Genomic DNA, 25,185 nt, shown 5'->3' on the forward strand with positions numbered 1-25,185 from the left:
TAAAAGTACTGGTGCTTCGTATAAGAATTTACAAGTTGCACATTATTAAATTATCGAACAGGAGTTGGTAAGCTGCAATGCAAGATTACATAAATCTATATTTGATTGCTGTTCTGATTTTATTAGTTTTTACCTTTTGGCTAATTTTTTCAAAATCTAAAGATGAAAAGATTAAAATACGTGATGCTTCACTTACAAGTGATGAACTTGAGGCACATGCAAGAGAAATGGCATATGATCATGCTGTTTCAAAGAAACTTAATCTGTTTAATTGGCCTGTACCAAGAATGAATGAAAATTATAGATATATTTTATCTGTTTATAAAGCTTTAAATGAAGATATGCAAAAGGGGATTGGAACAACACCTGCAGCAGAGTGGCTTCTTGATAATTTTTATATTATTGAGGAGCAGGTAAAGGGTGTAAGGAAGGATCTGACAAAGGAATATTATTCACGGCTGCCTATGCTGAGATCGGGGCAATTAAAAGGTTATGCAAGAATATATACTGTTGCCCTCGAACTTGTATCACATACGGATGGAAGGATTGACGAAAAAGTACTTCTGAACTATATAAATGCATATCAATCCCACAATGTCCTTGCAAATAGGGAATTGTGGGCACTTGCTATAATGATTAAGCTTGCATTGATTGAGAATATAAGATATATATGTCAAACAATAGAAGAATCTCAGAATCAAAGGCGTAAGGTTGAAGAGATTCTCTCTGCAGCAAAATGTGAAGAGGGCATAGATATTAAGAAGCTTATTCAAAACATTGAGGTTGAACTTAAGGGACAGTATCAGGTCAACTCAGCTTTTATTGAGCATTTGGCTTATAAGCTCAGGAAGATGGGAAGAGCATATTCACACGTTTTACGTCATATTGATGATATTCTTGATATAAACGGAACAAATGTGGATTCTATTACTCATAAGGAGCATAGTGAGCAGACAGTAAGGAAGGGATCAATAGGAAACTGTATAATTAGCTTGAAATTTATTTCTTCCAGTAATTGGGTGGACATTTTTGAGGCATTGAGCAAGGTAGAGGATGTTCTTAGGTCTGATCCAAATGGGACATACAATCTAATGGACCTCTCATCAAAGAACTACTATAGAAAGAGAATAGAAGAGTTAGCTCTTGATTTTGATGTTTCAGAAAAACATGTTGCAAACAAGGTTGTTGATCTGGCAACAAGGGTGTTGGAAAGTATTGAAGATAAAAACAATGTAAAATGTAAGAGGGGTTGTCATGTAGGCTACTACATTATTGGAGAGGGATTAAAGGAACTTGAGAAGGAAATTGGCAGTAAAAAAACTTTTGCTAAAAGAATGGCAGGATTAATAAAAAGAAGTCCATTGACTCTATACATTGGATCAGTAAGTATATTGACTATTTTAATAAGTGCGCTGTTTTCCAGCTATATATTTAATGGAGTTCCTAAGTTCAAAGGTGTTCTTGCTGCAATCGGTGTTCTGGCTGTATTGGTACCTGCAACTGAAGTTTCAATAAATTTTATTAACTGGATATTAAACCATGTATTCAAACCTTCGTTTTTTCCAAGGATTGAACTCAAGGACAGTATACCTAATGAGTATAGTACTATGGTAGTTATTCCTGCATTACTCCCGGACGAGAAGAGAGCAGTAGAACTGATTAATAATCTTGAGGTATATTATTTGTCAAACCGGGAAAATAACCTGTATTTTGCGCTTGCAGGGGACTATAAGGATTCTGCCAAAAAGGATATGGAGAATGACGGGAAGATAATTAGTGCAGCTTTAGATAGGATAAAGGAACTAAACAAGAAGTATTGCAAGGATAGTAATGATATATTTTACTTCTTTCATAGACATAGGCAGTATAATGACAGGCAAAAAAAATGGATGGGATGGGAGAGAAAAAGAGGTGCTCTTGTTGAGTTTAACGATATGCTTTTAGGTTCAAAGAAGACAAGCTATAGCGTAACTTCAACCAATATCTCATTGATCCCTAAGGTAAAATACGTTATTACCCTGGATGCAGACACTATTTTACCTTTAGGTACAGCTAAAAAATTAGTAGGAACTATGGTGCATCCATTAAATTTGCCTGAAATAGATGAAGAAAAAGGGATAGTAATCAGTGGCTATGGACTTATGCAGCCGAGAATAGGTTTTGATATTGAAAGTGTTAATAAATCTCTCTTTTCCAGAATTTTTGCAGGTGAGGAGGGACGGGACCCTTATGCCAGTGCTGTGTCTGATGTTTACCAGGACTTGTTTGGTGAGGGAATCTTTACAGGTAAAGGTATTTATGATATTGACGTATTTCAAAAATTGTTGGCTAATGCAATACCTGAAAACACAGTACTTAGCCATGACCTGCTTGAGGGGTCATACATAAGGGCTGGATTGGTAACCGATTTAGAGCTTATCGACGGATACCCGTCAAAATATAATTCCTACGCTATGAGACTTCATCGGTGGGTAAGAGGTGATTGGCAGCTTTTGCCATGGCTTAGGAATAATATTAGAAATAGGTCAGGTAAACTTGTAAAAAATCCATTATCTATGGTATCTAGATGGAAGATAATTGATAACCTCAGAAGAAGCTTGATTGCGCCTTCTCTTATATTGCTTGTTGCCCTCGGCTTTAGTATATTTCCGGGAAATACAGACTTATGGATTGGAATTTTGCTGTTTATTAACTATTTCCCGTTCATTTTGTCGGGTATAGACTATCTGGTATATAAACCGCTTAGAGTTATACTTTCCAGAAGATATACACCGGTTATTTGCGGGTTGAAAGCGGCCTTTTTGCAGATAACATTGCAGTTTTTATTTTTGCCGTATCAGGCGTATCTTATGGTGAATGCAATAACAATTACTCTAGCTAGAGTGCTTATTACCAAAAGGAATATGCTAGAGTGGGTAACTGCCTTAGATGCTGAAAAAACCTTAAAGAACTCACTGAAAAGTTATGTAATAAAGATGAGAACAGGTGTAATTGAAGCTATTGTATTGTTGGGAATTGCATTATTGTTTAAGCAGCAGTCAGTTATTCCAGCTTTCATAATTTCTGTTGCATGGCTTTTGTCCCCGTTTGTTGCTTACAAGGTAAGCCGTGAAGAGATAAAAACAGTTTATCCAATAAGCAATGAAGATTTGCTCGAACTTAGAGCAGTTGCCAGAAAGACATGGAGGTACTATGAAGAGTTTGTAAACAATAAGAATAATTATCTTGCACCGGATAACTACCAGGAAGACCCGCCAAATGGTATTGCATACAGAACATCTCCAACAAATATTGGGCTTGGAATGCTGGCTGCCTTATGTGCAAGGGACTTTGGTTATATTGGTACCGATGAGATGTATAAGATTGTTAAGAGAACAGTGAGTACCATTGAGAAAATGGACAAGTGGAATGGTCATCTATACAACTGGTATGATACACGTACGCTTAATACATTGAGACCAAGGTACATCTCCACTGTTGACAGCGGAAACTTTGTATGCTACCTCATTACTCTAAAAGAGGGGCTTATAGAGTATTTAAACAGACCTCTTATCGAAAAGGTACTTGTTAATGGAATAAAGGATACAGTCAATCTTAGCGGCAAGGAAACAGATGGAGTGTTCCTGGAAACAGATGAGCTTGACGACTTTGCTAAAAGCTTTGATGAAACAGGAAGATTTGACTTGGCCTTGTGGAGCAAAGCTTTAGACAGAATTGTACAGAACCAGAGAGATAAGGCTAGAAAGATTAATGCCTGGAGCCGTAAAGTTGATTATATGGTGTCAAACTTTAAGGAGGAGTTAAGAAATTACTATTCCTGGAGCTATTTGCTGTTTGAAGTTCCTGAAGAATTAAAAAATGGATCCCATAAGAATGAAATTGAAAAACCGATAAAAGCTATATTTGACCTGCTGAAGGTTAATGTTGCTCTGGTAAAATTGCCGGAGCACTACAGGGTGATAAATATCGAGATAGATAAACTTAACAAGAACATTGCAAAAAATAAGGAGAGTAGTTTTGTAAATATAAAAAATTGGCTGGACAGATTAAAGCATGAATTGGAAAAGTCGGCTCAAAATGTGGAACAGATTATTTCTAATTATCGATATTTAATTGACAGGATTGATAAAATATCCTGCGAAACAGAGTTTATTCATTTATATGACAATAAGAAGCAGCTTTTTTCAATAGGTTACAATATCGAAGAAAACAGTCTCACCAATTCATACTATGATTTGCTTGCATCCGAAGCTAGACAGACGAGTTATATCGCTATTGCAAGAGGCGAAGTAGACGCACAGCATTGGTTCAAATTAGGGAGGACTCTTACCCGCATAGACCGCTATAAAGGTATGATTTCATGGAGTGGAACAATGTTTGAATATCTGATGCCTTTGCTTATAATGAAAAGTGTAAAAAACACTTTATTGGATGAGACCTATTCGTTTGTTTTAAGGAGTCAGAAAAAATATGCAAAGCAGAGAAATGTTCCGTGGGGAACATCCGAGTCGGGATTTTATTCTTTTGATATAAAGCTTGATTATCAGTATAAGGCATTTGGAGTTCCGTGGCTTGGACTAAAAAGAGGATTGGCAGAAGATATGGTGGTAGCACCGTACTCTACTATGCTTGCTTTGCCGGTTGACCCGCATGATTCCGTCAGAAATCTAAAGAAATTGGCGGCAGAGGGAGCAAATGGACCCTATGGATACTATGAAGCGATTGATTATACACCTGAAAGGCTGCCAATCGGCTCTAAATACGGTATTGTAAAGAGTTATATGGCTCACCATCAGGGAATGAGCATACTGGCTCTAAATAACTATTTAAATGGAAATATAATGCAGAGGCGTTTCCATAATGACCCCGTAGTCGATGCAGCTAAACTGCTTCTTCAGGAAAAGGTACCGACGAATATTCTCTTTACAAAGGAGAATAAGGAGAGAATACTGCCATTTACTGATGTAACCTTTGATGTAGAAGATTCCTACAGAGAATACGATATGCCGGACTATGTTTTACCTAAGGCCCATATTTTATCAAATGGAAGCTACTCTGTAATGCTTACCGATAGGGGAACTGGATACAGCAGGAGTAATTTGTTTGATGTTACAAGGTGGAGAGAAGATATTACCCTTGATAATTACGGAGTATTTTTTTATGTAAGGAATACCAACACTAATGAAGTCTGGTCTTCTGCCTATGCTCCTGTAAGCAAGCGACCTGATAAGTATAAGGTGACATTTACTTCAGGGATGGCAAAATACCATAGAAAGGACGGAGACATTGACACAGTTACCGAAGTAGTTGTTAGTTCCGGTGACAATGCAGAAATAAGGCGAGTAACTTTTGTAAACCATGGAAGTGAAGCTTGTGTGCTGGAGGTCAGCAGTTATTTTGAACTTGTTTTGACACAGCATGGAGCGGATGTTGCTCATCCTGCATTCAGTAATCTTTTTATAAGAACGCAGTTTATTCCAGAATTAAACTGTCTTATAGCCAGCAGAAGACCGAGGTCAGAAAATGATAAAACAATGTGGGCAGTAAATGTACTGACTTTGGAAGGAGAGGCTTTAGGAGGGATACAATATGAAACAGACAGGTTCAAGTTTATTGGAAGAGGTCGGGATGTATCAGATCCTCAGGCCCTAGAACCAAGTAAACCTCTTTCAAACTCGGTTGGTGCTGTTTTAGACCCTATAATGGGGATACGCTATATGATAAGAATAGATCCGGGAAAGACTGCAAAACTAAATTTCATAGTTGCTTTAGCTGAAAGTCGTGAAGCAGTATTGGAAATAGCATCCAAATACTCAAATCATGACATAATCCCAGAGGAATTTAATCTTGCAGCAACAAGAAGCCGTGTGGAAGCCAGGTATTTGAATCTTAAGACTTCAGAGATTGAGTTTTATCAGGAATTGATTTCTCATATTTTGTTTATAAGTCCTGCGCAAAGGCTCAGGCAGGAGTGCATTATCAATAATACCAAAGGCCAGCCAGCATTGTGGCCGTATGGTATATCCGGAGATATACCAATAGTTTTGGTGAAATTGGAAAAGACCGATGAAATTGATATAATTTACGAAATATTAAAGGCTCATGAATACTGGAAATATAAAAACCTGAAAGTAGACCTGGTAATACTTAATGAGGAGGAAAACAGCTATACAAATCCGCTGAATGGTCTTATAGCAGATATCCTCTCTGCAAGCCATGCCCATGATATGATAAATAAACCTGGGGGAGTATTTGTCTTAAGAGAGAGTAATCTTCCTAAGGAAGATGTTAATCTGATTTGTGCGGCAGCAAGGATAGTACTCAGCGGTAATGCCGGGGATTTGAAGGAGCAGCTAAACGTTAAGTTAGACAATAAATTGCCTGAATTAAAGGTATATAAGGAAGTGCCTAAAGAATATGATCACAAGTCAGGTGAGGAGGTGGACCTGCAATTTTATAATGGTATTGGAGGTTTTAATAAAGATGGAAAGGAATATGAGATTTTTTTGAAAAATGGTGCTAGTACTCCTTTACCATGGTCAAACGTAATATCTAATCCCAAATTTGGATTTCTGGTTACAGAGTCAGGTTCAGGATATACATGGCATGAAAACAGCAGGGAGAACAAGCTGACTCCATGGTCAAACGATCCTGTATCTGATACACCGGGTGAGATAATCTATCTTTCTGACGATGCGACCGGAGAAATATGGAACATTACTCCGCTTCCTATACGTGAAAACGGCACGTATACAGTTATACATGGATTTGGATATAGTATATTCAGGCATTCGGCGCATGGATTCGAGCAGGAATTAACTCAGTTTGTACCTGTAAATGAAAATATAAAGCTTAGTCTGGTAAAATTAAAAAATGTATCTGATTCTTCGAGAGTAATCAGTTTATACTATTATATCAGACCGGTACTTGGTGTGAATGATCAAGTGACAGCTTCACATATAAGTACCCAAAAGCATGAATCCGGCGCAATACTTATAAGAAACACATATAATGAGGAGTTTTATGGAAGAGTGGCTTTTGTTGATACTTCTGCAAAGGAAAGAACTTTTACCTGTGACAGGAAGGAATTTTTCGGAGGAAGTACTCTCTCAGATCCACCCGGAATAAGGAGGGCTAAACTAACTGAAACAGCAGGGGCTGGGTTTGACCCCTGTACAGTTATATGCTCTGTTCTTAGTTTTAAGCCTGGGGAGGAAAAAGAGATTGTTTTTACGTTAGGTGAAGAAAAGAGTATTAAGACTGCGGAAGCATTGATTTTTAAATATAGAAAAAAAGATGAGGTAAAAAAGGCTCTTAAAGAAGTGGAGAAGTTTTGGAAGGAAAAGCTGGAAAGTCTCCAGTTTTCTACTCCAGATAGAGCCATGGATTATATGCTCAACGGATGGCTGTTATATCAAGCCCTATCATGTAGAATGTGGACCAGGACAGGATTTTATCAATCCGGTGGAGCATATGGATTCAGAGATCAATTGCAGGATTGTCTTTCAATTGCTCATATAATGCCGGAAATTACCAGGGAGCAGATCCTTCTGCATTCAAAGCACCAGTTCGTTGAAGGTGATGTGCAGCACTGGTGGCACGAAGAAAAGTACAAAGGCACAAGGACAAGATTTTCAGATGACCTCTTATGGATGCCGTATGTTGCTGCTGAGTATATAAGAATTACCGGTGATACAGATATACTAAAGGTAGAGACGCCATTTCTGGAAGATGAGCCGCTGAAGGATTTTGAAGATGAGAGCTACAGGGTTCCTAGAATTTCGAACCAGATATCATCAATATATGACCACTGCATAAGAGCTATTGAAAGGTCTTTAAAATTCGGGGACCACGGCATTCCGTTAATTGGCTCGGGAGACTGGAATGATGGTATGAATACGGTTGGAAACAAGGGCAGGGGAGAAAGTGTATGGTTGGGATGGTTTTTGTACTCAATACTTATGAAATTTGCACCTATATGCAGGGATATGGGAGAAGAAGACCGTGCCGAGAGGTATATATCAATTGCAAAAGATATCGCTAGATCTATTGAAGAGAATGCATGGGATGGCAACTGGTATAGAAGAGCATACTTTGACAATGGACATCCACTTGGTTCCATTCAAAATAGTGAATGTCAGATTGATTCTCTTGCACAATCATGGGCAGTTATATCGGGTGCAGGCGACAGGGATAGAATAAACACAGCAATGAATGCTCTGGAAAATTACCTTATCAAGAGGGATGAAGGACTTATAAAATTGCTTACTCCACCCTTTGACGAAGGTGATTTGGAACCGGGGTATATAAAAAGTTATGTTCCTGGAGTACGTGAAAATGGAGGTCAGTATACCCATGCAGCCTCCTGGGTTGTTATGGCAGTTGCTCTTTTGGGAGATGGGGATAAAGCTTCAGAATTATTTGGACTGCTAAATCCTATAAATCATGCAAAAACCTACATGGAATACTCCAAATACAAGGTAGAACCATATGTGTTGGCCGCTGATGTCTACTCGGTAGAACCTCATACCGGCAGAGGCGGTTGGACCTGGTATACCGGAGCTGCTGGCTGGATGTACAGGGTAGGCATGGAATACATTCTGGGATTTAAAAAGAACGGAGATGGTCTGTCAATTGACCCATGCATTCCAAAAGGGTGGACCGGATTTGATATTAAATACAAGTATAAGGACACTTTCTACCGTATTGCAGTAAAAAACCCTGATGGGGTAAACAAAGGCATCAGAAAGATTATTGTAGATGAAAAGGAACTTAATAGAAGCATCATTGAGCTTATTGATGATAAAAAGGAGCATAGTGTGGAAGTGATTATGGGAAGGGAGTAATAGGCGAAAGTATAGTGTTAGGTACTTTCTTGTGGACATCATGAATAAATTTAATTATAATGAAAATGGTATTTTCTATAATATTATCAGTCAAGGGGGTTAATATGAAATATTTAGAGAAAGCATTTAATTTTTTTGGTAAGTATTATTTATTAGCGATACCGCTATTTATTGCAATTGTTATACCATCTATTATAGGCGTTGCTTTAGGTTTGCCGCAGAAAACGAAGGAGTTAAGCGATTTAATAACACAAAACCCTGCAATGTTCCAGAGTAATCCTTGGGAATATATGGGGGTGTCCCAATCGTTGTTTCCTATATATGGCATTATGAGTGTTGCATCCTTTATTCTAATGATAATTGCTTACCCATCAACTTATGGTATGGTAAGCAAAGCATTGTCCACTGGCAATGCAGATTTGGGTGACTTTTTACCGGAATTGAAAAAAAACATCGGAAAGTATATCCTATATGGATTAAGCTTACTGGCGATATATTTTGGTATAGGGATTGCTGCAACGATATTATTCGTAATTCTTGGAGTTGTTACAGTAGCATCAAGAGTTATTGGAATTCTTTTAATAGTTTTGTTTGTTTTAGCATTTATTGCATTTCTTTTAGCTTTTGCATTTTTAACTGCTTTGTGGTTCGCATCTATGGTTGATGATGGACTAGGTGTTGTTGATGGTTTTAAAAAGTCATTTTCAGTGGCGAAATCATATTTTTGGTCTATAGTAGGAATATCGTTATTGGTTTGGATAGGAAGTGCATTTGGAGGCGGTATTTTATCAGGAATTTTTTCTTTCATTCCGGTTATCTCATATACTTTTTCATCAGGTGTGTCAGCTTTGGCTCAATTTATACTTATAGTGTTTTATTTTGAAGTTTACAGAGACAAGACAGGTAAGAATGATTATATGGTTGAAAACCAAAACCCTATTTCTGAAACTCCAGGTGATTACCTCTAATTTATTTATATAAAAATCACGGTGGTATCTACCACTATGATTTCAGGACACTTGCTTCAAAAAATTCTTCGAAATTGTGAATCGGCTAATCACTATTGGTTAGCCGATTTTCTATACTCAGCAATTAACAGGTCAACCATTCTTCCGTAACTTTTTACTCCATCCTCTTGCCTGTTTGCTTTAAGATAAGTATCATTTACTGATGAGGAGAAATCCTGTACAGGTGTTTCATATTTTCGCCAGTATTGATTTATTGCATTAAGGTCTCTTATTATTCCTTCTGAGTAGTTGCTTCTGAGTTCAGAATAGCTAGTGGCATCATTTTCATAGAGGGCATTGGAGGTGTAGATTAAAGCATATAACATTCCTGAATATTGAAAATCCTTATCGGGATGATATCTACAGGCAATATAAGATATGTAATTTGCTTCGTCTTCTCTTGAAAAGCCTCTCTGATGTGCCATTTCATGGCAAGCTGTAAAAGGGAATGGAGCGTCAAGTATAGATGTATTTACATTTGCTTCTCCGGTAAAGGGCGAATATATGCCTTCTATGCCTAGATAGGACATAACTTCAGATAAAAGAACGCCTTTAGGTCTGGCATAAATTCCTTTAAACTCAGGATACGCTTTAGCAGCGTTTTCATACCCCTTATATGCGCGTTTTAATGCGTCTTGTTTACCTGCTGGAAGTGTCATTACACCATTCTCATCTTCGCTTACGTATTTTCTGAGCTCATTAGCCTGGGTTGCTAGTCTTTTACATACACTTGCAAGTTCCTCAACTGATGCCGGTTGAATGTCCAGTCCTGCTATTTGAGAAAAAGGGACCCTTTGGTAGTTTAATCCCCATATGACAACGAAGGAAAAATATAATATACTGATAAAGGCCACAATATTGATAAGCGAATCAAGAAAAAGCTGTTTTGCTTGGCGGGGTGTTTTGAAAAGTTTGATTATTAGATGAATAAATTTTGATATTACTAGTACAATTAAGCCAATTAGAAGTATTTCAGCCAGGGAAAAGGGAAAAAGTCCTGAAATAAGGTTCAGTGGAGCGGCAATAATTCTGTAAATTCCTGAGGAATATACTCTTTCAACCAATGCTAAAGATAATGTTGAAAGGTAAACCAGTATAATGCCTAATGGTATAAGAAGTACGAAACACAATTTTTTAAAGCTCTTTTTTAGTCCCATTATACACCATCCTTACTCAATTTGAATTTTACTTATCTTGTGTTCTATGCCAAATGCCTCTTAGAGTGTCATGAGTGAGACCTTCTTCGAGTTCCTGTAGAAAAGTATCCCGGGATACACTTACTGCACCAAGGGATTCAAGGTGTTTAGTATAGACCTGACAGTCAATAAAGTGAAATCCCAGTTGACTAAGTTCTCTTGTAAGGGTTATAAGTGCTGTTTTAGAAGCGTTATCCATGGTTGAAAACATGGACTCACCAAAAAAGCACTTTCCAAGTGAAACTCCATAGAGTCCTCCAACAAGTTCATCACCAAACCATGCTTCAATGGAATGAGCAAATCCAAGCTGATGCAAATCACAGTAACTTTCTATCATATCTTCAGTTATCCACGTATTACCACTTCTAAGTTTGCCGCACATGGTTATTACATTGCGAAAACATGTGTCAAAGGTGACTTTGTATATAGTTTTCCTAAGCACCTTTTCCATTGATTTTGATACCTTTAGATTTTTTGGATATAGAATAAACCTTGGATTGGGTGACCACCATAGTATCGGCTGATCTTCCTCATACCATGGGAAAATTCCATTCTCATAAGCAAGAAGAAGACGCTCAATCGAGAGGTCTCCTCCTACAGCTAGCAACCCATCCTTATTTGATAGTGAGGGATGGGGAAATATCAAATCTTTACTAAGTCCATATACTGGCATCAGTTTTTCACCTTGTTCTTTCTGCTGATTTTTACTTCATCATTGACGATATCAATAACAGCTGTTCCACCCGATGAAAGATTTCCAAACAGTACCTCATCAACAAAATAGGTCTTAATTCTTTCCTGAACAATCCGCAGGATTTCACGGGCTCCATAGTTAGATGACAGACCTTTTTGCGCAAGCCATTTATAAAATTTGCCCGTCACTGTGAGTTTGATGTTTTTAGTTTTAAGTTTTTCTTCAAAAATCTTCATTGCTTTTTTAGCAATAAGCATTGCCATATCCTCGTTTATATGGTTGAATACTGCAATTTCGTCAAGTCTGTTTCTAAATTCAGGAGAGAATATTCTTTCAACTTCTTTAAGGATTGCACTTCTTTCAACACTTCGGCTGTCAAAGCCTATCATTGCCTTGCCAACTTCCCTTGCACCAGCATTGGAAGTCATTATTAATATTACATTCCTGAAATCAGCTTTCTTCCCGTTGTTATCCGTTAGGGTAGCATAGTCCATGATCTGAAGCAGGATATTATATATATCGGGATGGGCTTTTTCAATTTCATCAAGCAACAGAATGCAATAAGGTGTTTTCCTTATAGCATCTGTAAGAAGCCCGCCTTCTTCATATCCCACATATCCGGGGGGAGCTCCAATAAGTCTTGCAACGGTATGTTTTTCCTGATACTCGCTCATATCAAATCTGATAAGAGGAATTCCAAGTATTGAAGATAGTTGCTTACATAATTCGGTTTTTCCTACACCTGTTGGTCCCACAAAAAAGAGGGATGCTACAGGTTTTTCAGGTTCGTTAAATCCTGCTCTGGATCTTTTTATGGCACCTGTAACTGTGTCTATTGCTTTGTCCTGCCCAAATATCTCTTTCTTAAGCTTCTTATCAAGATTCTTAAGCTGCGAAATTTCGTTGCTTGAAACTGATTTTTGAGGTATTTTTGCTATAGAGGAAACTGTAAGTTCAATGTCTTTCTCTGTAATTGTAATGACTTTTTTATCATTTTCACAGTGAAGCCTCACATATGCTCCTGTTTCATCAATAACGTCTATAGCCTTGTCAGGCAGATGCCTGTCCTGAATATACTTAGCCGACAGTTCTGCTGCAAGTCTTAAGGATTCGTCAGTATATTTAACCTTGTGATAATCTTCATACTTGTCTTTAAGGCCTATGAGTATTTTATAGGTATCTTCAACATCAGGCTCAGGAACATCTATTTTTTGGAATCTTCTTGACAGTGCCCTGTCTTTTTCAAAGTATTTTTTGTATTCTTCATAGGTGGTTGAACCTATAAAACGCAAAGATCCCTGTGTCAGAAAAGGCTTAATTATGTTTGAAGCGTCCATTGCACCATCCGATACAGATCCAGCTCCTACAATGGTATGAATTTCATCTATATATACAATAGCTTTTTCCTGACTTTGTATCTCATTTAGCACCTTCTTCATACGTTCCTCAAAGTCCCCGCGATACTTTGTTCCCGCTAACATGCTGCCCATATCCAGATAGTAGATCTTGCTGTCCTTTAAGGATTTTGGTACCTTGTTTTCTACAATAAGCCTGGCAAGTCCTTCAGTGATAGCTGTTTTGCCGACTCCGGGGTCGCCAACATGAATAGGATTGTTTTTTAGTCTTCTTGATAGTACCTGTATTGTACGTTCGAGGATATCTTCTCTTCCGATAAGGGGATCTATCTTGCCTTTTTTAGCCTTTTCAACAAGATCTATTGTAAAGTTACTCAAGAATTCACTTTGTTCGGAGCTTGATTCCACTTCTTCATCATCGGTATATATGGAAGACTCCATACTATCTAGGAATGATTCATTTGTCTTAGGAACTAGAGAAACTCCATGTGAGATATATTTGAGGACATCTATTCTCTTTACACCATTTTTTTGAAGTATATAGCTTGCAAAGGACTCTTTCTCACTAAAAAGAGCAACTATAATGTCACCAAGCCTAATTATATCCTTACCTGAGGACATACAGTGATAAGCTGTTGATTGCATAATGCTGTTTACGCCTACAGATTCTATTGGATCAGTACCTTCAACTACAGGAATGTTTTCTCCAAAGAATTTAACCAGCTCATTTTTGATGATTTCAACGCTTGCTCCACAGCTTTCTATAATGGCTGCGCCTTCATTGAAAAAGAGTGAGGCATAAAGAATATGTTCAGGTGTAAAGTATTCATGTCCATTGTATTTAGCCTCATTGTATGCAGCCATTAAAACTCTGTTTGTTATATCATCTAATTTCATATAAAACCCCACCAATTCTAAGTATTAGGTATCATAAAACATACAGTTACACAATTTTGCAGAATAATGTTAAGCATATAGTTACTCCATATGTGCTTCAGAAACTCTAGAAACGAGTTCTGTTATGGGCACTTAAATAGCAACCTATATAGTTTTAACAATTTAATCTGGTTCCATAACTGTTACAAGTGGAAAATCTCTTTTTATAGCCATCTCTTCTACCTGAGCAATTTTGGTACATGCAATATCATAGGTATATGCACCTACAATACCTTTTCCCTTCTCATGAACATCAAGCATAATTTGCGTTGCGTCAGTAGGATTTTTGTGAAATACTGCAATAAGTACTTCTATAACAAATTCCATTGTAGTGTAATCATCATTTAAAAGTATTACTTTATACATTTTAGGTTTTTTAAACTCAATTATTGTATCATCTTTATAAACAACTTTTTCAGACATATTATTTCTCCCATAGCTAATAAATTCTTTGCCATATTCAATTTAAATTATAACAAATTGAGCTCAAAAAGTGCAACCAATAAACAAGGTATAATTATACAGGTAAATACCTCAAAATTTTAATGAATATAATTGATAAATTTAATAAGAATAAGAAAGGTGATTGTAAAGTGCATATAAATACTTGAAGTGTATATGGAGGAAAGCTTTTGAAAAAATATATCAAGTATATACTTATAGGGTTGGCGACAGGCCTAGCTAACGGCCTTTTTGGCTCGGGAGGGGGAACTATAGCTGTTCCAGCCATGGTTCTCCTTTTAAATGAGGAAGAGCATAAGGCCCATGCTACTGCCATTTCAATTATATTGCCGCTGACCGTTGTAAGTGCAATACTTTACATGTCCAATAATTTTATCAATTGGAATCTAACAGCTAAAGTTATGATTGGAGGGATTATAGGAGGCTATATAGGAGCTAAACTTCTTAATATATGCCCTTCAAACATATTAAGAAAAATCTTTGCAGTATTTATGATTGCTGCTGCTATAAGAATGATATTGTGATAAAGCGGAGGATTTATGATACTTTTTCTTATTGGTCTTATCTCGGGAATAATCAGTGGAATGGGAATTGGAGGTGGAACAATCCTAATTCCAGCATTGGTTATATTTGCAAATCCCGATCAACATATTGCCCAAAGTGTTAATCTTATATTCTTTATTCCTACAGCAGTTATAGCACTGATAGTACATATAAGAAACAAGCGCGTTGATTTCAAGGTGGCAATTCCTATAATTATTTTTGGTCTATTAGGTGCATATCTTGGTTCCCGACTTGCAATCAGGTTGCCTGGAATAGTCCTAAAAAAGTATTTTGGATTTTTTCTATTGGTACTTGGTGTCTGTGAGATAATCAGAAAGGATAAACAAAAGGTCTCGGAGAAAAAACTGAGGCAAGCTGGGCAAAGGTCGTAGGTGTATGATACGCTCTCTTCTAAGTAGACAATAAATAATAATGTTTGCTTGGAAGGGAGCATTTTCTATGCCAAATAAAAATAAGTCCAGCATATCGCGCGCTATATAGACAACGGTCCAATGGAATATAGCGTCTTTTTACAGAATAAAGTATCATAAAAATATCTCCAACCAAAAATCTTGGCTGGAGATATTTACCTGTCTACTTGACAGGGAGCGGTTCAGTACGACAGTCCATTATGCTTTTATGGCTCTGTACCACTTACTTTAGTACCGGATAAATATACTGTTACCTTAGTCCAGTCAACAAAATTTGTTGCTGACGAGTTGAAAGAATAATCGTTTGTCTGAGAGTAGTTTGACCAGTCGGATTTATTAAACCTTGAATGTATCTCTGTGCTTGCACCAGCGGCAAGACTACCTGCCCCTGAAGAGAAGCCGATTTCAAGGTAACAGTCTGCGGTTGTAGTTGGAGAACTCATACTTATGAATGACGAAGTTATGTTTGAATTTCCAGCCATAGCATAGTCAACAGTAAATTGTTGTGAAACTGAACTGTCAGCAGTATAGTAATATCTTATTTTTACAGTTGACAGATTAATTGGTGTTGACCCTGTATTTGTTAACTTGAACTTAGGAGTTATGCCGTTTAATGAAGAAGCTGTATTACCATTGAACATCTGTATGTTCAAGCTAGCACTGGATGAATTTGTAGATGTGGCAGCAACTGTAGGTGTAGGTGTAGCTACAGGTGTAGCTGTACGTGTAGGTGTAACTACAGGCGTAGCTGTACGTGTAGGTGTAACTACAGGTGTAGCTGTAGGTGTAGGTGTAACTACAGGTGTAGCTGTACGTGTAGGTGTAACTACAGGTGTAGCTGTACGTGTAGGTGTAGCAGTGACGGTTGTGCCACTACCTGATGGAGGAGTACCACTATTTAAGGTTCCTGAAAGATATACTGTTACTTTATCCGTATCAGCATAGGCCGTAGCTGTTGGATTGAAGGAGTAATCGTTTGATTGATTATAATTTGACCAGTCGGATTTATTGTACCTTGCCTGTATTTCAGTACTTGAACCAGCTGCCAAAGTGCCGGCACTCGATGAGAACCCGACTTCAAAGTAACAGTCTGTTCCAGTAACTGAAGGACTAACAGTTGTAAATGTTCCAGTTATGTTCGAGCTGCCAACTGAAGCAAAGTCAACACTAAATGATTGTGAAGCTGAACTGTCCATAGTATAGTAATATCTTATTTTTACAGTTGACAGATCAATTGCAGATGAACCTATATTTGTTAATTTGAACTTAGGAGTTATTCCATTTGTTGAAGATGATGTAGTACCATTGTACATTTGAATGTTCAAGATTTTATTAGATGATTGTGAAGTAGAAGTAGCAGCAACTGTTGAAGTAGGTGTAGCAGTTTTAGTAGGTGTAGCAGTTACTGTTGCAGTTTTAGTTGGGGTAGCAGCGGCGGTTGCGGTTACCGCAGCGGTTGCGGCACTGCCGGAAGGAATATTGCTATTCCTCTTTTCGTACAGCCAGTCTTTTACAAATTGGCCCATATGATCATTATAAGTTGAATCTCCGCTGGCATTGTTGGTCGAACCTGCAAGATCCCATGAGGAAACACGTGTTGAGAACATAACAGGTTTATAATCGTTGTCAAAAGTCCATGCGGTCCAGCTTATACCCTTGGTTTCCAAATAGTCCTTATATGCCTGACCGTAACTACTTACAGTACCTGTGGTAATTGAATCACCATCATGCTGGAATCCCCATTCAGTATTAAGGAAAGGAACTGAATTTGCTGCATTACCGAAGTTTGCATCCCATGCACTTGACCCACCATGAGTTGGATAATAGTGAGCGTTATAAACAATGTTACCACCTGTTACAGGACTGGTAGCAGCCTGGCCGAGGTTTTGTGACCATCTTGGTCCGCCTACGATAATGAGGTTATTAGGTGCGATCGTACGTATCATGTCTACCCAGCCCTGTGCAGTAGTTCGCCATGTGCTCCAACTATCAGGGTAAGTTGGTTCATTGAATAATTCGAATATTACATTAGGAGTATCCTTATATTTGTTTGCTATAAAAGTCCAGAATTCTCTTGTTTGTGTATCTTTATCCGTATAAGTATCAATGTAGTGCCAGTCAATTATACAGTACACTCCTTTGGCAATACATGCCTCGACAGCAGCTTTAAGATGATCGTCATAATATGAGTTGCTTGATTTACCATTATACCAGCAGTTTGTCCATCCGGCTTCACCATCAATAGCTGCTGGATAAACAGGTAGTCTGACTACTCTCGAATACCATCCGCTAGATTCATTAGTAGCCATGTTAATAAGGTCAACGGCTGTTTTGCCGCCCCTAAATGATCCCTGATGTTCAATAGCACCGATGTCAATTAGTGATACACCTCTTAAGACTACTGTATTGCCGCCGGGGTCTTTAATGTACTTTCCGTCTACATGAAGCCAAGGAGTTGGAATTGAAGCATTACTTGGAGATGGTGAGATAAAAATGAATCCAAAAGTGAAAAGAAAAACAAAAATGGCTAGTGCTGCAAAAATTCTTTTTGCATTTTTCATAAACATTCTCTCCCTTCAAATTTCCTATACTAACAAATACTCATTTAGAAGGGGCAATGAAGCTTTGGAGATCATTGGAGAAAACCCAAAAAATAAAACTATCATTTTCGGCAACTCGGCTGTCTTAGTCAAAGACCTTAGACCCGTAGCTTTGTGTCACTGGTTTTCACCAGGTTTACCATTTCAAATGATGTTTTGTTAATATAGATTTCATTATAGCATATTATGGAATCGATTTTAATAGGCTATTAGTACTAGATTAGGACTCAAATACTAGATTAGGACTCAAATACTATATATGACAAACGCTAAAGTTAAATCTATATAGCACTTAAACGTTATCTACTATATATAAAAAACATCCTTTAAATTTAGTTGGAATCATCATAAAAAAGTGTTGCTTTATTATCAAAAATGGCATATAATTACAAGTACAAAATTCAAACTATACATATTATTGTCACACCGCTCTAAGAAATTCTTTTATAAAGGTATTGGCATTTTTTATGTTATAAGTTATAATTATTATGTAGTATGACATAAGTATAATATGAATTTACAATTAATCATATCTATGTTGTTTCGTTTGTTTAAATTTAAGGGGTGGTTTCATGGATAATAAAAAAGACATTTTGAGGGTGACCATGAAAGATATTAATTTACTTCCAGAAGACATTTTAGCTGCGTCGTCAAATTCTATGGAGAAAAGAAGAACTCAAAGCGAAGTTAATGAAAGTGAGAAAGTTACTAACGAGTCTGACTCTAAAGTTCCGCCTGCACAATCGGAAAAGAGTAAGGAAGGCGTAGTAACACTTTCTAAAACCTTAAAAGATAATCTGATAGATAGTATACATCAGAATTCTGACAGGGCTACTAGTTTTTTGAATTCATTAAAGAAGGATAAAATTAGAAATCTTGAAAGGATTTTAGGTGTTGACAAAAAGGATTTATCTTTTTCAAACAAAAAGAATTATATTTACAGTACAGGTTCTGGAAGGATGGTTATAATAGACCGTGATATCTGGGGAGAACCATGCACCGTTACCGTTAAAGAAGCTAATGACGTTGCAATAAGACGTGTCAAGTTTTTTGAGGATGAACCATTCTTGTTCCCGGTATTTAATGAAAAGAATTTGACTGGCGATGTTATACATATGGATGATAATGAAATTTGGTATTTGTATAAAGATGAAGCAACTATCGTTTTATTTAAAAATGATAAACCAGATTTCCTTAAAGTATCCCTTAAAAATTTTAAGAATATAAATAACAAAAAAGCTTTACATACCTATTTGGATAGCTCTAAGATGCTTTATCTTGATAAGAAACTACATGCGCTATTAATTGAAGATAGAAATATTCAAGTTGAGGATATAATTAAAATAAGAGCTGGGTATGCAGTGTATAAAAATACCAGCAGGACATATAAAGTGTTGTTGTTTGATGAGTTCAGACAATTGTATGATGAGTTTACATTCAGTAAGCTTCCTTCAGTTAGGGAAGATGGTTGGGATGTGTTGTTTTCTAAGGATATAGTTGATTATGTAAAAGCAAACAATTATTCCTTTGAGAATTTCAGACAGGATGACGGGCACATAGAGTATTGGCAAAATATTGGGGCAAAAAGAGTTTGTGTTTTAAGATGTAAAATTTAAGTATAGTTTATAATTTATTAGTTTAGAGAATGTGATTCTTATCGCATTCTCTTTTTAATTATAGGCCCTTGGAGTGAAATGAAGATGCGAAATCGAGAAAGAGTTTAATTTGAGTGGACATGGATATTTTGACATGACTGCTTAAGATAATTACCATGCAGGAAATCTTAGTGATATAGATTATTCTAAGGATTCAGTAAAAGAGAGTATGAAGAATCTTCCTAAATTAGGTTAAGCCTTAGCCTCTGTAAAAAACTAATTTGTGAAAAAATTCTTCTTATATTAATGAATTAGCTACGGCAAGTTGCCGTAGCTAATTTTATTTAATTTTTTTGAGCTTTTTATCAAGCAGTTATCTTTGAACAAACCTTAATTCCATCCAGTCAAAAGCTATCCAGTCATTAGGGCCTGCATTTGAAGTATTCTCAATTACTACTCTGTTGTTTCGTCTCAAGTTTGAAATATTGAAGGTCAAATTTCTCCAGTTGTCAAACCTTTGTCCTGCTGGACGCCCGTGTTCAAGTTGAAGTCTTCCTGTATGGACTATTGTTCCGTTTATGGTTATACGTGCAGAGTAGTTGTTAACCGGTACGTTTTGATGATCGTCAAGTACTGCGCGAATTATAAGTTGTGCTCTTAGGTTTCCCGGGACAAATAGGAACGGTGGAACTGAGAAATTCCATGTGCCTCTGTTACCTGTGTACAATATGTCCGCATTACCACTTGGATTGCCATAATTGGGGTAACCGGTAAGCTCCTTAAACAATGTTATATTTGTTTGCGCAGGTGGGTCACTTAATACTGGGTTTGGTTGACGCTCCTGTGAGTTGGGAAAATTTATCTCATTAGTACCTTCGTTTTCGAGCTCTTCAAACATAGGGCTTCCTTCATTATATAAAGGCATTGTCTGAGGTGTATAGTTAGGATTTTGATAAGGTGCAATAGGATTAACTACCGTAGGCATATAAGGTGAATATGTTGACGGTTGGTTAAAACTGCCGGTATTTTGCGAGACAAAGGGACAACTATAATAAGGTAACATAAATATGATTCCTCCTTCTGGTACACTGTTTACATAAGTACATTACCTTATATATTATTCAAACTTTGGCTATTTTGTTACTGAGCCTTCTATAATTATGTATTTTTAATATTTGCAGCATGATTTTTTGGAAAAGTATATAATATAGTATTGTCATCAAGCTGTTAATTGGTTAGTTCTTTGTTTTTCTGTGGAACCCTTATTGTATATCTGGTAACATAATCTGATGAAATGCTCATTTCAAATACTTGGGGAAGTACATAGCTTGCGGGAAATTTCGATTCGGAGAATCCGGTCTTGTAAGTGCCTTGGGGCAGTTTAAACACTGCAATCCCATTTTCGTTTGTTACTGAATAATATTTTACAGCTTTTGAATCTGAAGAAACGAGGGAATTGTCATTCGGTTCCGAGTCTTGGTCCGTTTCGATATTTATTTTTTCTTCCAAATATAATTCTACATTTTTAACAGGCATGTTATCCTCATCTAGTACTTCTACTTCTCCAATGCCATTAGAGGGTTCTTCTTTTGCTTTCTTATCCATATTGACAGTTAGGATTGTGGTTCCTGCTGTTTTTAACTCGTAAAAGAAAGGTGATGGCAAATTGTACTCGTCAAGAGGGGTGAGAGAAGAAAAGCTAAGATGGAACGTTCCCTGACCGAGGGTAAATTTTGTAGAACCATCTTTGTCAGTTATTCCTGCAATGTTAAAATGCTTTTCAGGTACTTTCGATTTTCCGATTGCATTAATTTGTATATCAGGTATTGGTTGACCTGTTGAGGTGTCTACCAGTTTTACTTGAAGAGTGTAAAGTGTATCATTTTTTGCTGATATAACTTGTATGACTGTATTCTTATTAGTAAGCTTTGATACAACATTTGAAAAACTGTTGGAGTCATAACCGCTTTTGAAAGCGTACAAATTATAGCCCATTCCTGATACAATTGAAACTGTTACAACAGTCATAACACCGTACTTCAGAATGTTTTTGGATTTTGCCGGAAGTCTTGAAGCGAGAGCTTTAATAACTTTAACTATCTTTGCAAACTTAGCATAGAAGGAATGAATTACTATGGACAATAAGGGGAAAAGTATGCCGAGTATAAAGCAAAAAAATGACACCGGAAATAATAAATCGTTAATATATGATAGAATAAGCTCAGACTTTAATGGTATGGACATAGTAAACAGATATATGTTATCAGGTAATATCTTATTCAAATAGACAAATAGGACTATTGCAAGTGCCAGATTAAAAATTCCGCAAAAGAACAGTGCCAAAGTAAGCCATCTGATAACTATCTTAGACTTTCTGAATACAAGAAAGATTAATAGTAACATTAATGCGGCAGATAGTATTGATAAAGTGGTAAGATGTGAAATCACAAAGTAGATAAATTTGACCAGAGTTAACTGATCCAATATATCTGTTCTGTTTAGTGTTAACAGTATGGCATGCAGGTTTATTTTTCTTATTTGACCGGATACCTGTGAAGTATCAATAGAATCGGTAGCGGTGTTTTGCACGGATTTTTCATTTGTTAACGGTGTATCCAAATCAATATAAAGGTCGGGGAGATATTTTCTTTCTCCTCTGAAGTATTGGAAAATTTGTTCGGTTACTGAGTCTATGTTCATTTTGATCATTTCAGAAGAAGTTGAATTTTCAAGAATTTTATAAATTTCTTTATGCTGACTGCTCGGCTCAGATGATTGAGTTTTTAAGTTGCCAAAGGCATCGCTTATATAGGTAGTAATAAGATCGTCAACGTATGAGTAAACATTGTTTTTGCTAAGCAGTTTTTGATGGTATTGGGATGACATGAGGGTACTATTTAAGTCTATTGACAAAATAAAAGTAAATAGACAAAGGCTGGTAAGAAATATAGTAAATACAAATAAAATGTTTTTTAGAACTTTTGCAAGAACTTTCATTTAATCCTCCAAATATAAAATGTTAGTTGTCAATATATTCATATAAAAAATTCAAAAATTTTAAGAATTTTTAGGAAAATATTTATTTGAATTATATTATATCACTAAATTATAATATGAACTTAAGTAAAATGTGGCAAATAAAAATTATAGATATTTAAATTTAGGTATGTTATAATTTAATTAGCAATTCTGTAAAATTTCATGTAATGCATTTTCAAATGCTTTTTAAAATTATTTGAAGATTAGCAATATCTAAGCCAAGAAACAATCTGCAAAAATAACAATGAGGTTAAAAATTAATATTTGGAAGTATTTTATATTTGTTTTAGTAATATTATGAAATAAAGATATTATAATACAATAGCAAAACTAAAGTAATCACCAATGAAAATTCTTTTGTGTAACATATATAATAAACTAAGTTTAATAGAATTTCAATCGGGATCTGAATTAATGATAGTTTATATTTAAGTAAGGTAAATATACTTTGGAAAATTTAAAATATAGCTATTTAAGAGCATTTTCACGAAGTATGTGACTTGGATCAAACAAATACTAACTGGAAAGAAAAGGGGGCATAATTATGGAAAAAGGTGATTTGTCAAGTATTATTCGTAGGGATAGAGAAGAGCATAAAATAAAACATTTTGAAGGAACGTTCCTTGAATACCTTGATATCCTTAAAGAAAACCCTGAAATTCCAATGTTGGCTCATCAGAGAATGTTTAAAGTGATAACAGAGCCGGGAGTAGAGGTAATAAAAACAGATGAAAATCCCAGATTGCGCAGAATATATGGCAATGACAGCATAAAAAAGTACAAATTCTTTGAAGATGATTTTTTCGGAATAGATAAAACCATAATGAAGATAGTGAGATATTTTCATTCAGCAGCAATGGCAGGAGAAGAAGCAAGGCAGGTTTTGTATCTTGTTGGCCCGGTCGGAGCAGGTAAGTCTTCGTTAATGGAAGCTCTAAAAAAGGCGCTTGAAATGAGTTCTTCCATTTATGCTTTGAAAGGCTGTCCTATGAGGGAAGAACCTTTACATCTTATACCCAAGCACTTGAGAAAGCAATTTGAAGATATACTCAACGTAAGAATTGAAGGGGACTTGTGTCCAGTATGTCGTTACAGGTTAAAAAACGAATTTGGGGGAGAATATGAGAAGTTCCCTGTAGAAAGTATTGGTTTTTCCATAAGGTCAAGAAAGGGAATTGGTGTTGTGCCTCCAGTCGATCCAAATAATCAAGATACATCTGTTCTTATTGGTAGCGTAGATATTTCTAAAATAGATATGTATGCGGAAGATGATCCTAGAGTATTATCACTAAATGGAGCTTTTAATGTCGGTAACAGAGGTATTGTAGAATTTATAGAAGTTTTTAAAAATGAGACTGAGTATCTCCATACAATGATTACTGCAACTCAGGAAAAGTCTATTCCATCTCCCGGTAAAGGATCAATGATATATTTTGACGGGATAATTCTTGCTCACTCCAATGAGGCTGAGTGGAACAAGTTTAAATCAGACCACACCAACGAAGCTATCCTGGATAGAATTGTAAAAGTAGAGGTGCCTTACTGTCTGGAACTCAATGAAGAAATTAAAATATACGAAAAGATACTGAAAAAGAGCAAGTTTAGCGCTCATATTGCACCTCATACCATTGAGATTGCATCAATGTTCGCAATACTTTCAAGAATTTCGCCGTCAAATAAAGTAGATCCCATTACAAAACTTAAAATATATAATGGTGAAGAAATTGTAGAGAAGGGTATGACTAGAAAAATAGATATATTTGAATTAATGGAAGAAGCTCAAAGAGAGGGTATGACAGGCATTTCAACCAGGTTTATTATGAAAGCTTTAGATACCACACTTTCGGAGTCGGAACATGACTGTATTAACCCTATATCAGTTATGGAATCACTGGTTAAAGCTGTAAAGGAACTGGCAATTGGTGAAGAAGATAAGGAAAAATATTTAAGATTCATACAGGACAGTATTAGAAAAGAGTACAACAAGATTCTTGAAAAAGAGATAACGAAAGCATTTATTCATGGATACAGAGAGCAGGCAGAAAGTCTGTTCAACAACTACCTTGACCACGCAGAGTCGTTTGTGAATAAGACAAAGATAAAGGACAGGAACACAGGTGAAGAACTTGAGCCCGATGAAAAATTCTTAAGGTCTATAGAAGAACAAATAGGGATTACTGATACAGCAGCAAAAGGATTTAGAGCTGATGTAACTGCCTATATGTTTTATATTTTAAGAAGTGGGGGCAAACTTGACTTCGACAGCTATGAACCTTTGAAAGAGGCTATTGAGAAAAAGCTGACAGCTTCAGTTAGGGAACTGAGCAGGGTTATTACATTAGCAAAGGTAAGAGATAGGGAACAGGGCGAAAAATATGATGCTATGGTTGAAGAAATGAAGAAAAATGGCTATTGTGACCACTGCTGCAACGTAGTTTTAAAATATGCTGCAAATAATCTTTGGAAAGATTAAACCCCTTT

General features: G+C 36.4%; 13 protein-coding genes and 1 riboswitch. Of the genes, 6 read left to right on the top strand and 7 right to left on the bottom strand.

Annotated elements, in window-relative coordinates:
- The first annotated feature begins 77 nt into the window (after positions 1–77).
- On the top strand, positions 78–8,846 hold the full coding sequence (locus tag ACECE_RS0214195) for a GH36-type glycosyl hydrolase domain-containing protein (protein WP_010248384.1): 8,769 nt from the start codon (positions 78–80) through the stop codon (positions 8,844–8,846).
- A 104-nt stretch (positions 8,847–8,950) separates the two neighbouring features.
- A complete protein-coding gene (locus tag ACECE_RS27580) occupies positions 8,951–9,814 on the top strand; it encodes a DUF7847 domain-containing protein (RefSeq protein WP_010248387.1) in 864 nt (287 codons plus the stop codon).
- A 92-nt stretch (positions 9,815–9,906) separates the two neighbouring features.
- Here the strand turns inward: ACECE_RS27580 and ACECE_RS0214205 are convergent, their stop codons facing one another.
- From ACECE_RS0214205 to ACECE_RS0214220, 4 genes are all read right to left on the bottom strand, one after another.
- Positions 9,907–11,010 carry a DUF3810 domain-containing protein gene (locus ACECE_RS0214205; RefSeq protein WP_010248390.1) on the bottom strand — a complete coding sequence of 368 codons (1,104 nt, stop codon included), beginning with the start codon at positions 11,008–11,010 and terminating at the stop codon, positions 9,907–9,909.
- 28 nt (positions 11,011–11,038) lie between these two features.
- On the bottom strand, positions 11,039–11,722 hold the full coding sequence (gene aat / locus ACECE_RS0214210) for a leucyl/phenylalanyl-tRNA--protein transferase (protein WP_010248392.1): 684 nt from the start codon (positions 11,720–11,722) through the stop codon (positions 11,039–11,041).
- Entirely contained in the window at positions 11,722–13,995 is a 2,274-nt protein-coding gene (clpA, locus tag ACECE_RS0214215) for an ATP-dependent Clp protease ATP-binding subunit ClpA (RefSeq protein WP_010248394.1), read from the bottom strand. Before clpA ends, aat begins: the two co-directional genes overlap by 1 nt.
- A gap of 162 nt (positions 13,996–14,157) precedes the next feature.
- Positions 14,158–14,457: an ATP-dependent Clp protease adaptor ClpS gene (locus ACECE_RS0214220; RefSeq protein ID WP_010248397.1), complete on the bottom strand. Its 300-nt coding sequence runs from the start codon at positions 14,455–14,457 to the stop codon at positions 14,158–14,160.
- Between the two features lie 209 nt (positions 14,458–14,666).
- Here ACECE_RS0214220 and ACECE_RS0214225 point away from each other — a divergent pair, with 209 nt between their 5' ends.
- Both ACECE_RS0214225 and ACECE_RS0214230 read left to right on the top strand, forming a co-directional pair.
- Positions 14,667–15,020 carry a sulfite exporter TauE/SafE family protein gene (locus ACECE_RS0214225; protein WP_010248399.1) on the top strand — a complete coding sequence of 118 codons (354 nt, stop codon included), beginning with the start codon at positions 14,667–14,669 and terminating at the stop codon, positions 15,018–15,020.
- A 15-nt stretch (positions 15,021–15,035) separates the two neighbouring features.
- Entirely contained in the window at positions 15,036–15,431 is a 396-nt protein-coding gene (locus tag ACECE_RS0214230) for a sulfite exporter TauE/SafE family protein (RefSeq protein WP_010248400.1), read from the top strand.
- Positions 15,432–15,676: 245 nt separating this feature from the next.
- Here ACECE_RS0214230 and ACECE_RS29440 read toward each other — a convergent pair whose 3' ends face one another.
- Positions 15,677–18,031 (bottom strand): cellulose binding domain-containing protein, encoded by a 2,355-nt coding sequence (locus ACECE_RS29440; protein ID WP_010248401.1) that lies wholly within the window; start codon positions 18,029–18,031, stop codon positions 15,677–15,679.
- 106 nt (positions 18,032–18,137) lie between these two features.
- Positions 18,138–18,221, bottom strand: a riboswitch (cyclic di-GMP riboswitch).
- 421 nt (positions 18,222–18,642) lie between these two features.
- Here ACECE_RS29440 and ACECE_RS0214240 point away from each other — a divergent pair.
- The gene (locus ACECE_RS0214240) at positions 18,643–19,686 is read left to right on the top strand and encodes a hypothetical protein (RefSeq protein WP_010248402.1); all 1,044 of its coding nucleotides are present in this window, start codon (positions 18,643–18,645) and stop codon (positions 19,684–19,686) included.
- 352 nt (positions 19,687–20,038) lie between these two features.
- Here the strand turns inward: ACECE_RS0214240 and ACECE_RS0214245 are convergent, their stop codons facing one another.
- Positions 20,039–20,728, bottom strand: a complete 690-nt coding sequence (locus tag ACECE_RS0214245; protein ID WP_010248403.1) for a hypothetical protein — start codon at positions 20,726–20,728, stop codon at positions 20,039–20,041.
- Between the two features lie 164 nt (positions 20,729–20,892).
- Positions 20,893–22,662: a prealbumin-like fold domain-containing protein gene (locus ACECE_RS0214250; RefSeq protein ID WP_010248404.1), complete on the bottom strand. Its 1,770-nt coding sequence runs from the start codon at positions 22,660–22,662 to the stop codon at positions 20,893–20,895.
- A 586-nt stretch (positions 22,663–23,248) separates the two neighbouring features.
- Here ACECE_RS0214250 and ACECE_RS0214255 point away from each other — a divergent pair.
- A complete protein-coding gene (locus ACECE_RS0214255; RefSeq protein ID WP_010248405.1) occupies positions 23,249–25,177 on the top strand; it encodes a PrkA family serine protein kinase in 1,929 nt (642 codons plus the stop codon).
- Positions 25,178–25,185: the final 8 nt, after the last annotated feature.

It is taken from the genome of Acetivibrio cellulolyticus CD2 (assembly GCF_000179595.2).
Classification (GTDB): domain Bacteria; phylum Bacillota; class Clostridia; order Acetivibrionales; family Acetivibrionaceae; genus Acetivibrio; species Acetivibrio cellulolyticus.

Excerpts from the sequence above, each read along its gene's own strand:
- clpA (WP_010248394.1), bottom strand. The coding sequence starts at position 13,995 with ATGAAATTAGATGATATAACAAACAGAGTTTTAATGGCTGCATACAAT.
- ACECE_RS29440 (WP_010248401.1), bottom strand. The coding sequence starts at position 18,031 with ATGAAAAATGCAAAAAGAATTTTTGCAGCACTAGCCATTTTTGTTTTT.
- ACECE_RS0214195 (WP_010248384.1), top strand. The coding sequence starts at position 78 with ATGCAAGATTACATAAATCTATATTTGATTGCTGTTCTGATTTTATTA.
- ACECE_RS0214230 (WP_010248400.1), top strand. The coding sequence starts at position 15,036 with ATGATACTTTTTCTTATTGGTCTTATCTCGGGAATAATCAGTGGAATG.
- ACECE_RS0214240 (WP_010248402.1), top strand. The coding sequence starts at position 18,643 with ATGGATAATAAAAAAGACATTTTGAGGGTGACCATGAAAGATATTAAT.
- ACECE_RS0214205 (WP_010248390.1), bottom strand. The coding sequence starts at position 11,010 with ATGGGACTAAAAAAGAGCTTTAAAAAATTGTGTTTCGTACTTCTTATA.
- ACECE_RS27580 (WP_010248387.1), top strand. The coding sequence starts at position 8,951 with ATGAAATATTTAGAGAAAGCATTTAATTTTTTTGGTAAGTATTATTTA.
- aat (WP_010248392.1), bottom strand. The coding sequence starts at position 11,722 with ATGCCAGTATATGGACTTAGTAAAGATTTGATATTTCCCCATCCCTCA.
- ACECE_RS0214250 (WP_010248404.1), bottom strand. The coding sequence starts at position 22,662 with ATGAAAGTTCTTGCAAAAGTTCTAAAAAACATTTTATTTGTATTTACT.
- ACECE_RS0214255 (WP_010248405.1), top strand. The coding sequence starts at position 23,249 with ATGGAAAAAGGTGATTTGTCAAGTATTATTCGTAGGGATAGAGAAGAG.
- ACECE_RS0214245 (WP_010248403.1), bottom strand. The coding sequence starts at position 20,728 with ATGTTACCTTATTATAGTTGTCCCTTTGTCTCGCAAAATACCGGCAGT.
- ACECE_RS0214220 (WP_010248397.1), bottom strand. The coding sequence starts at position 14,457 with ATGTCTGAAAAAGTTGTTTATAAAGATGATACAATAATTGAGTTTAAA.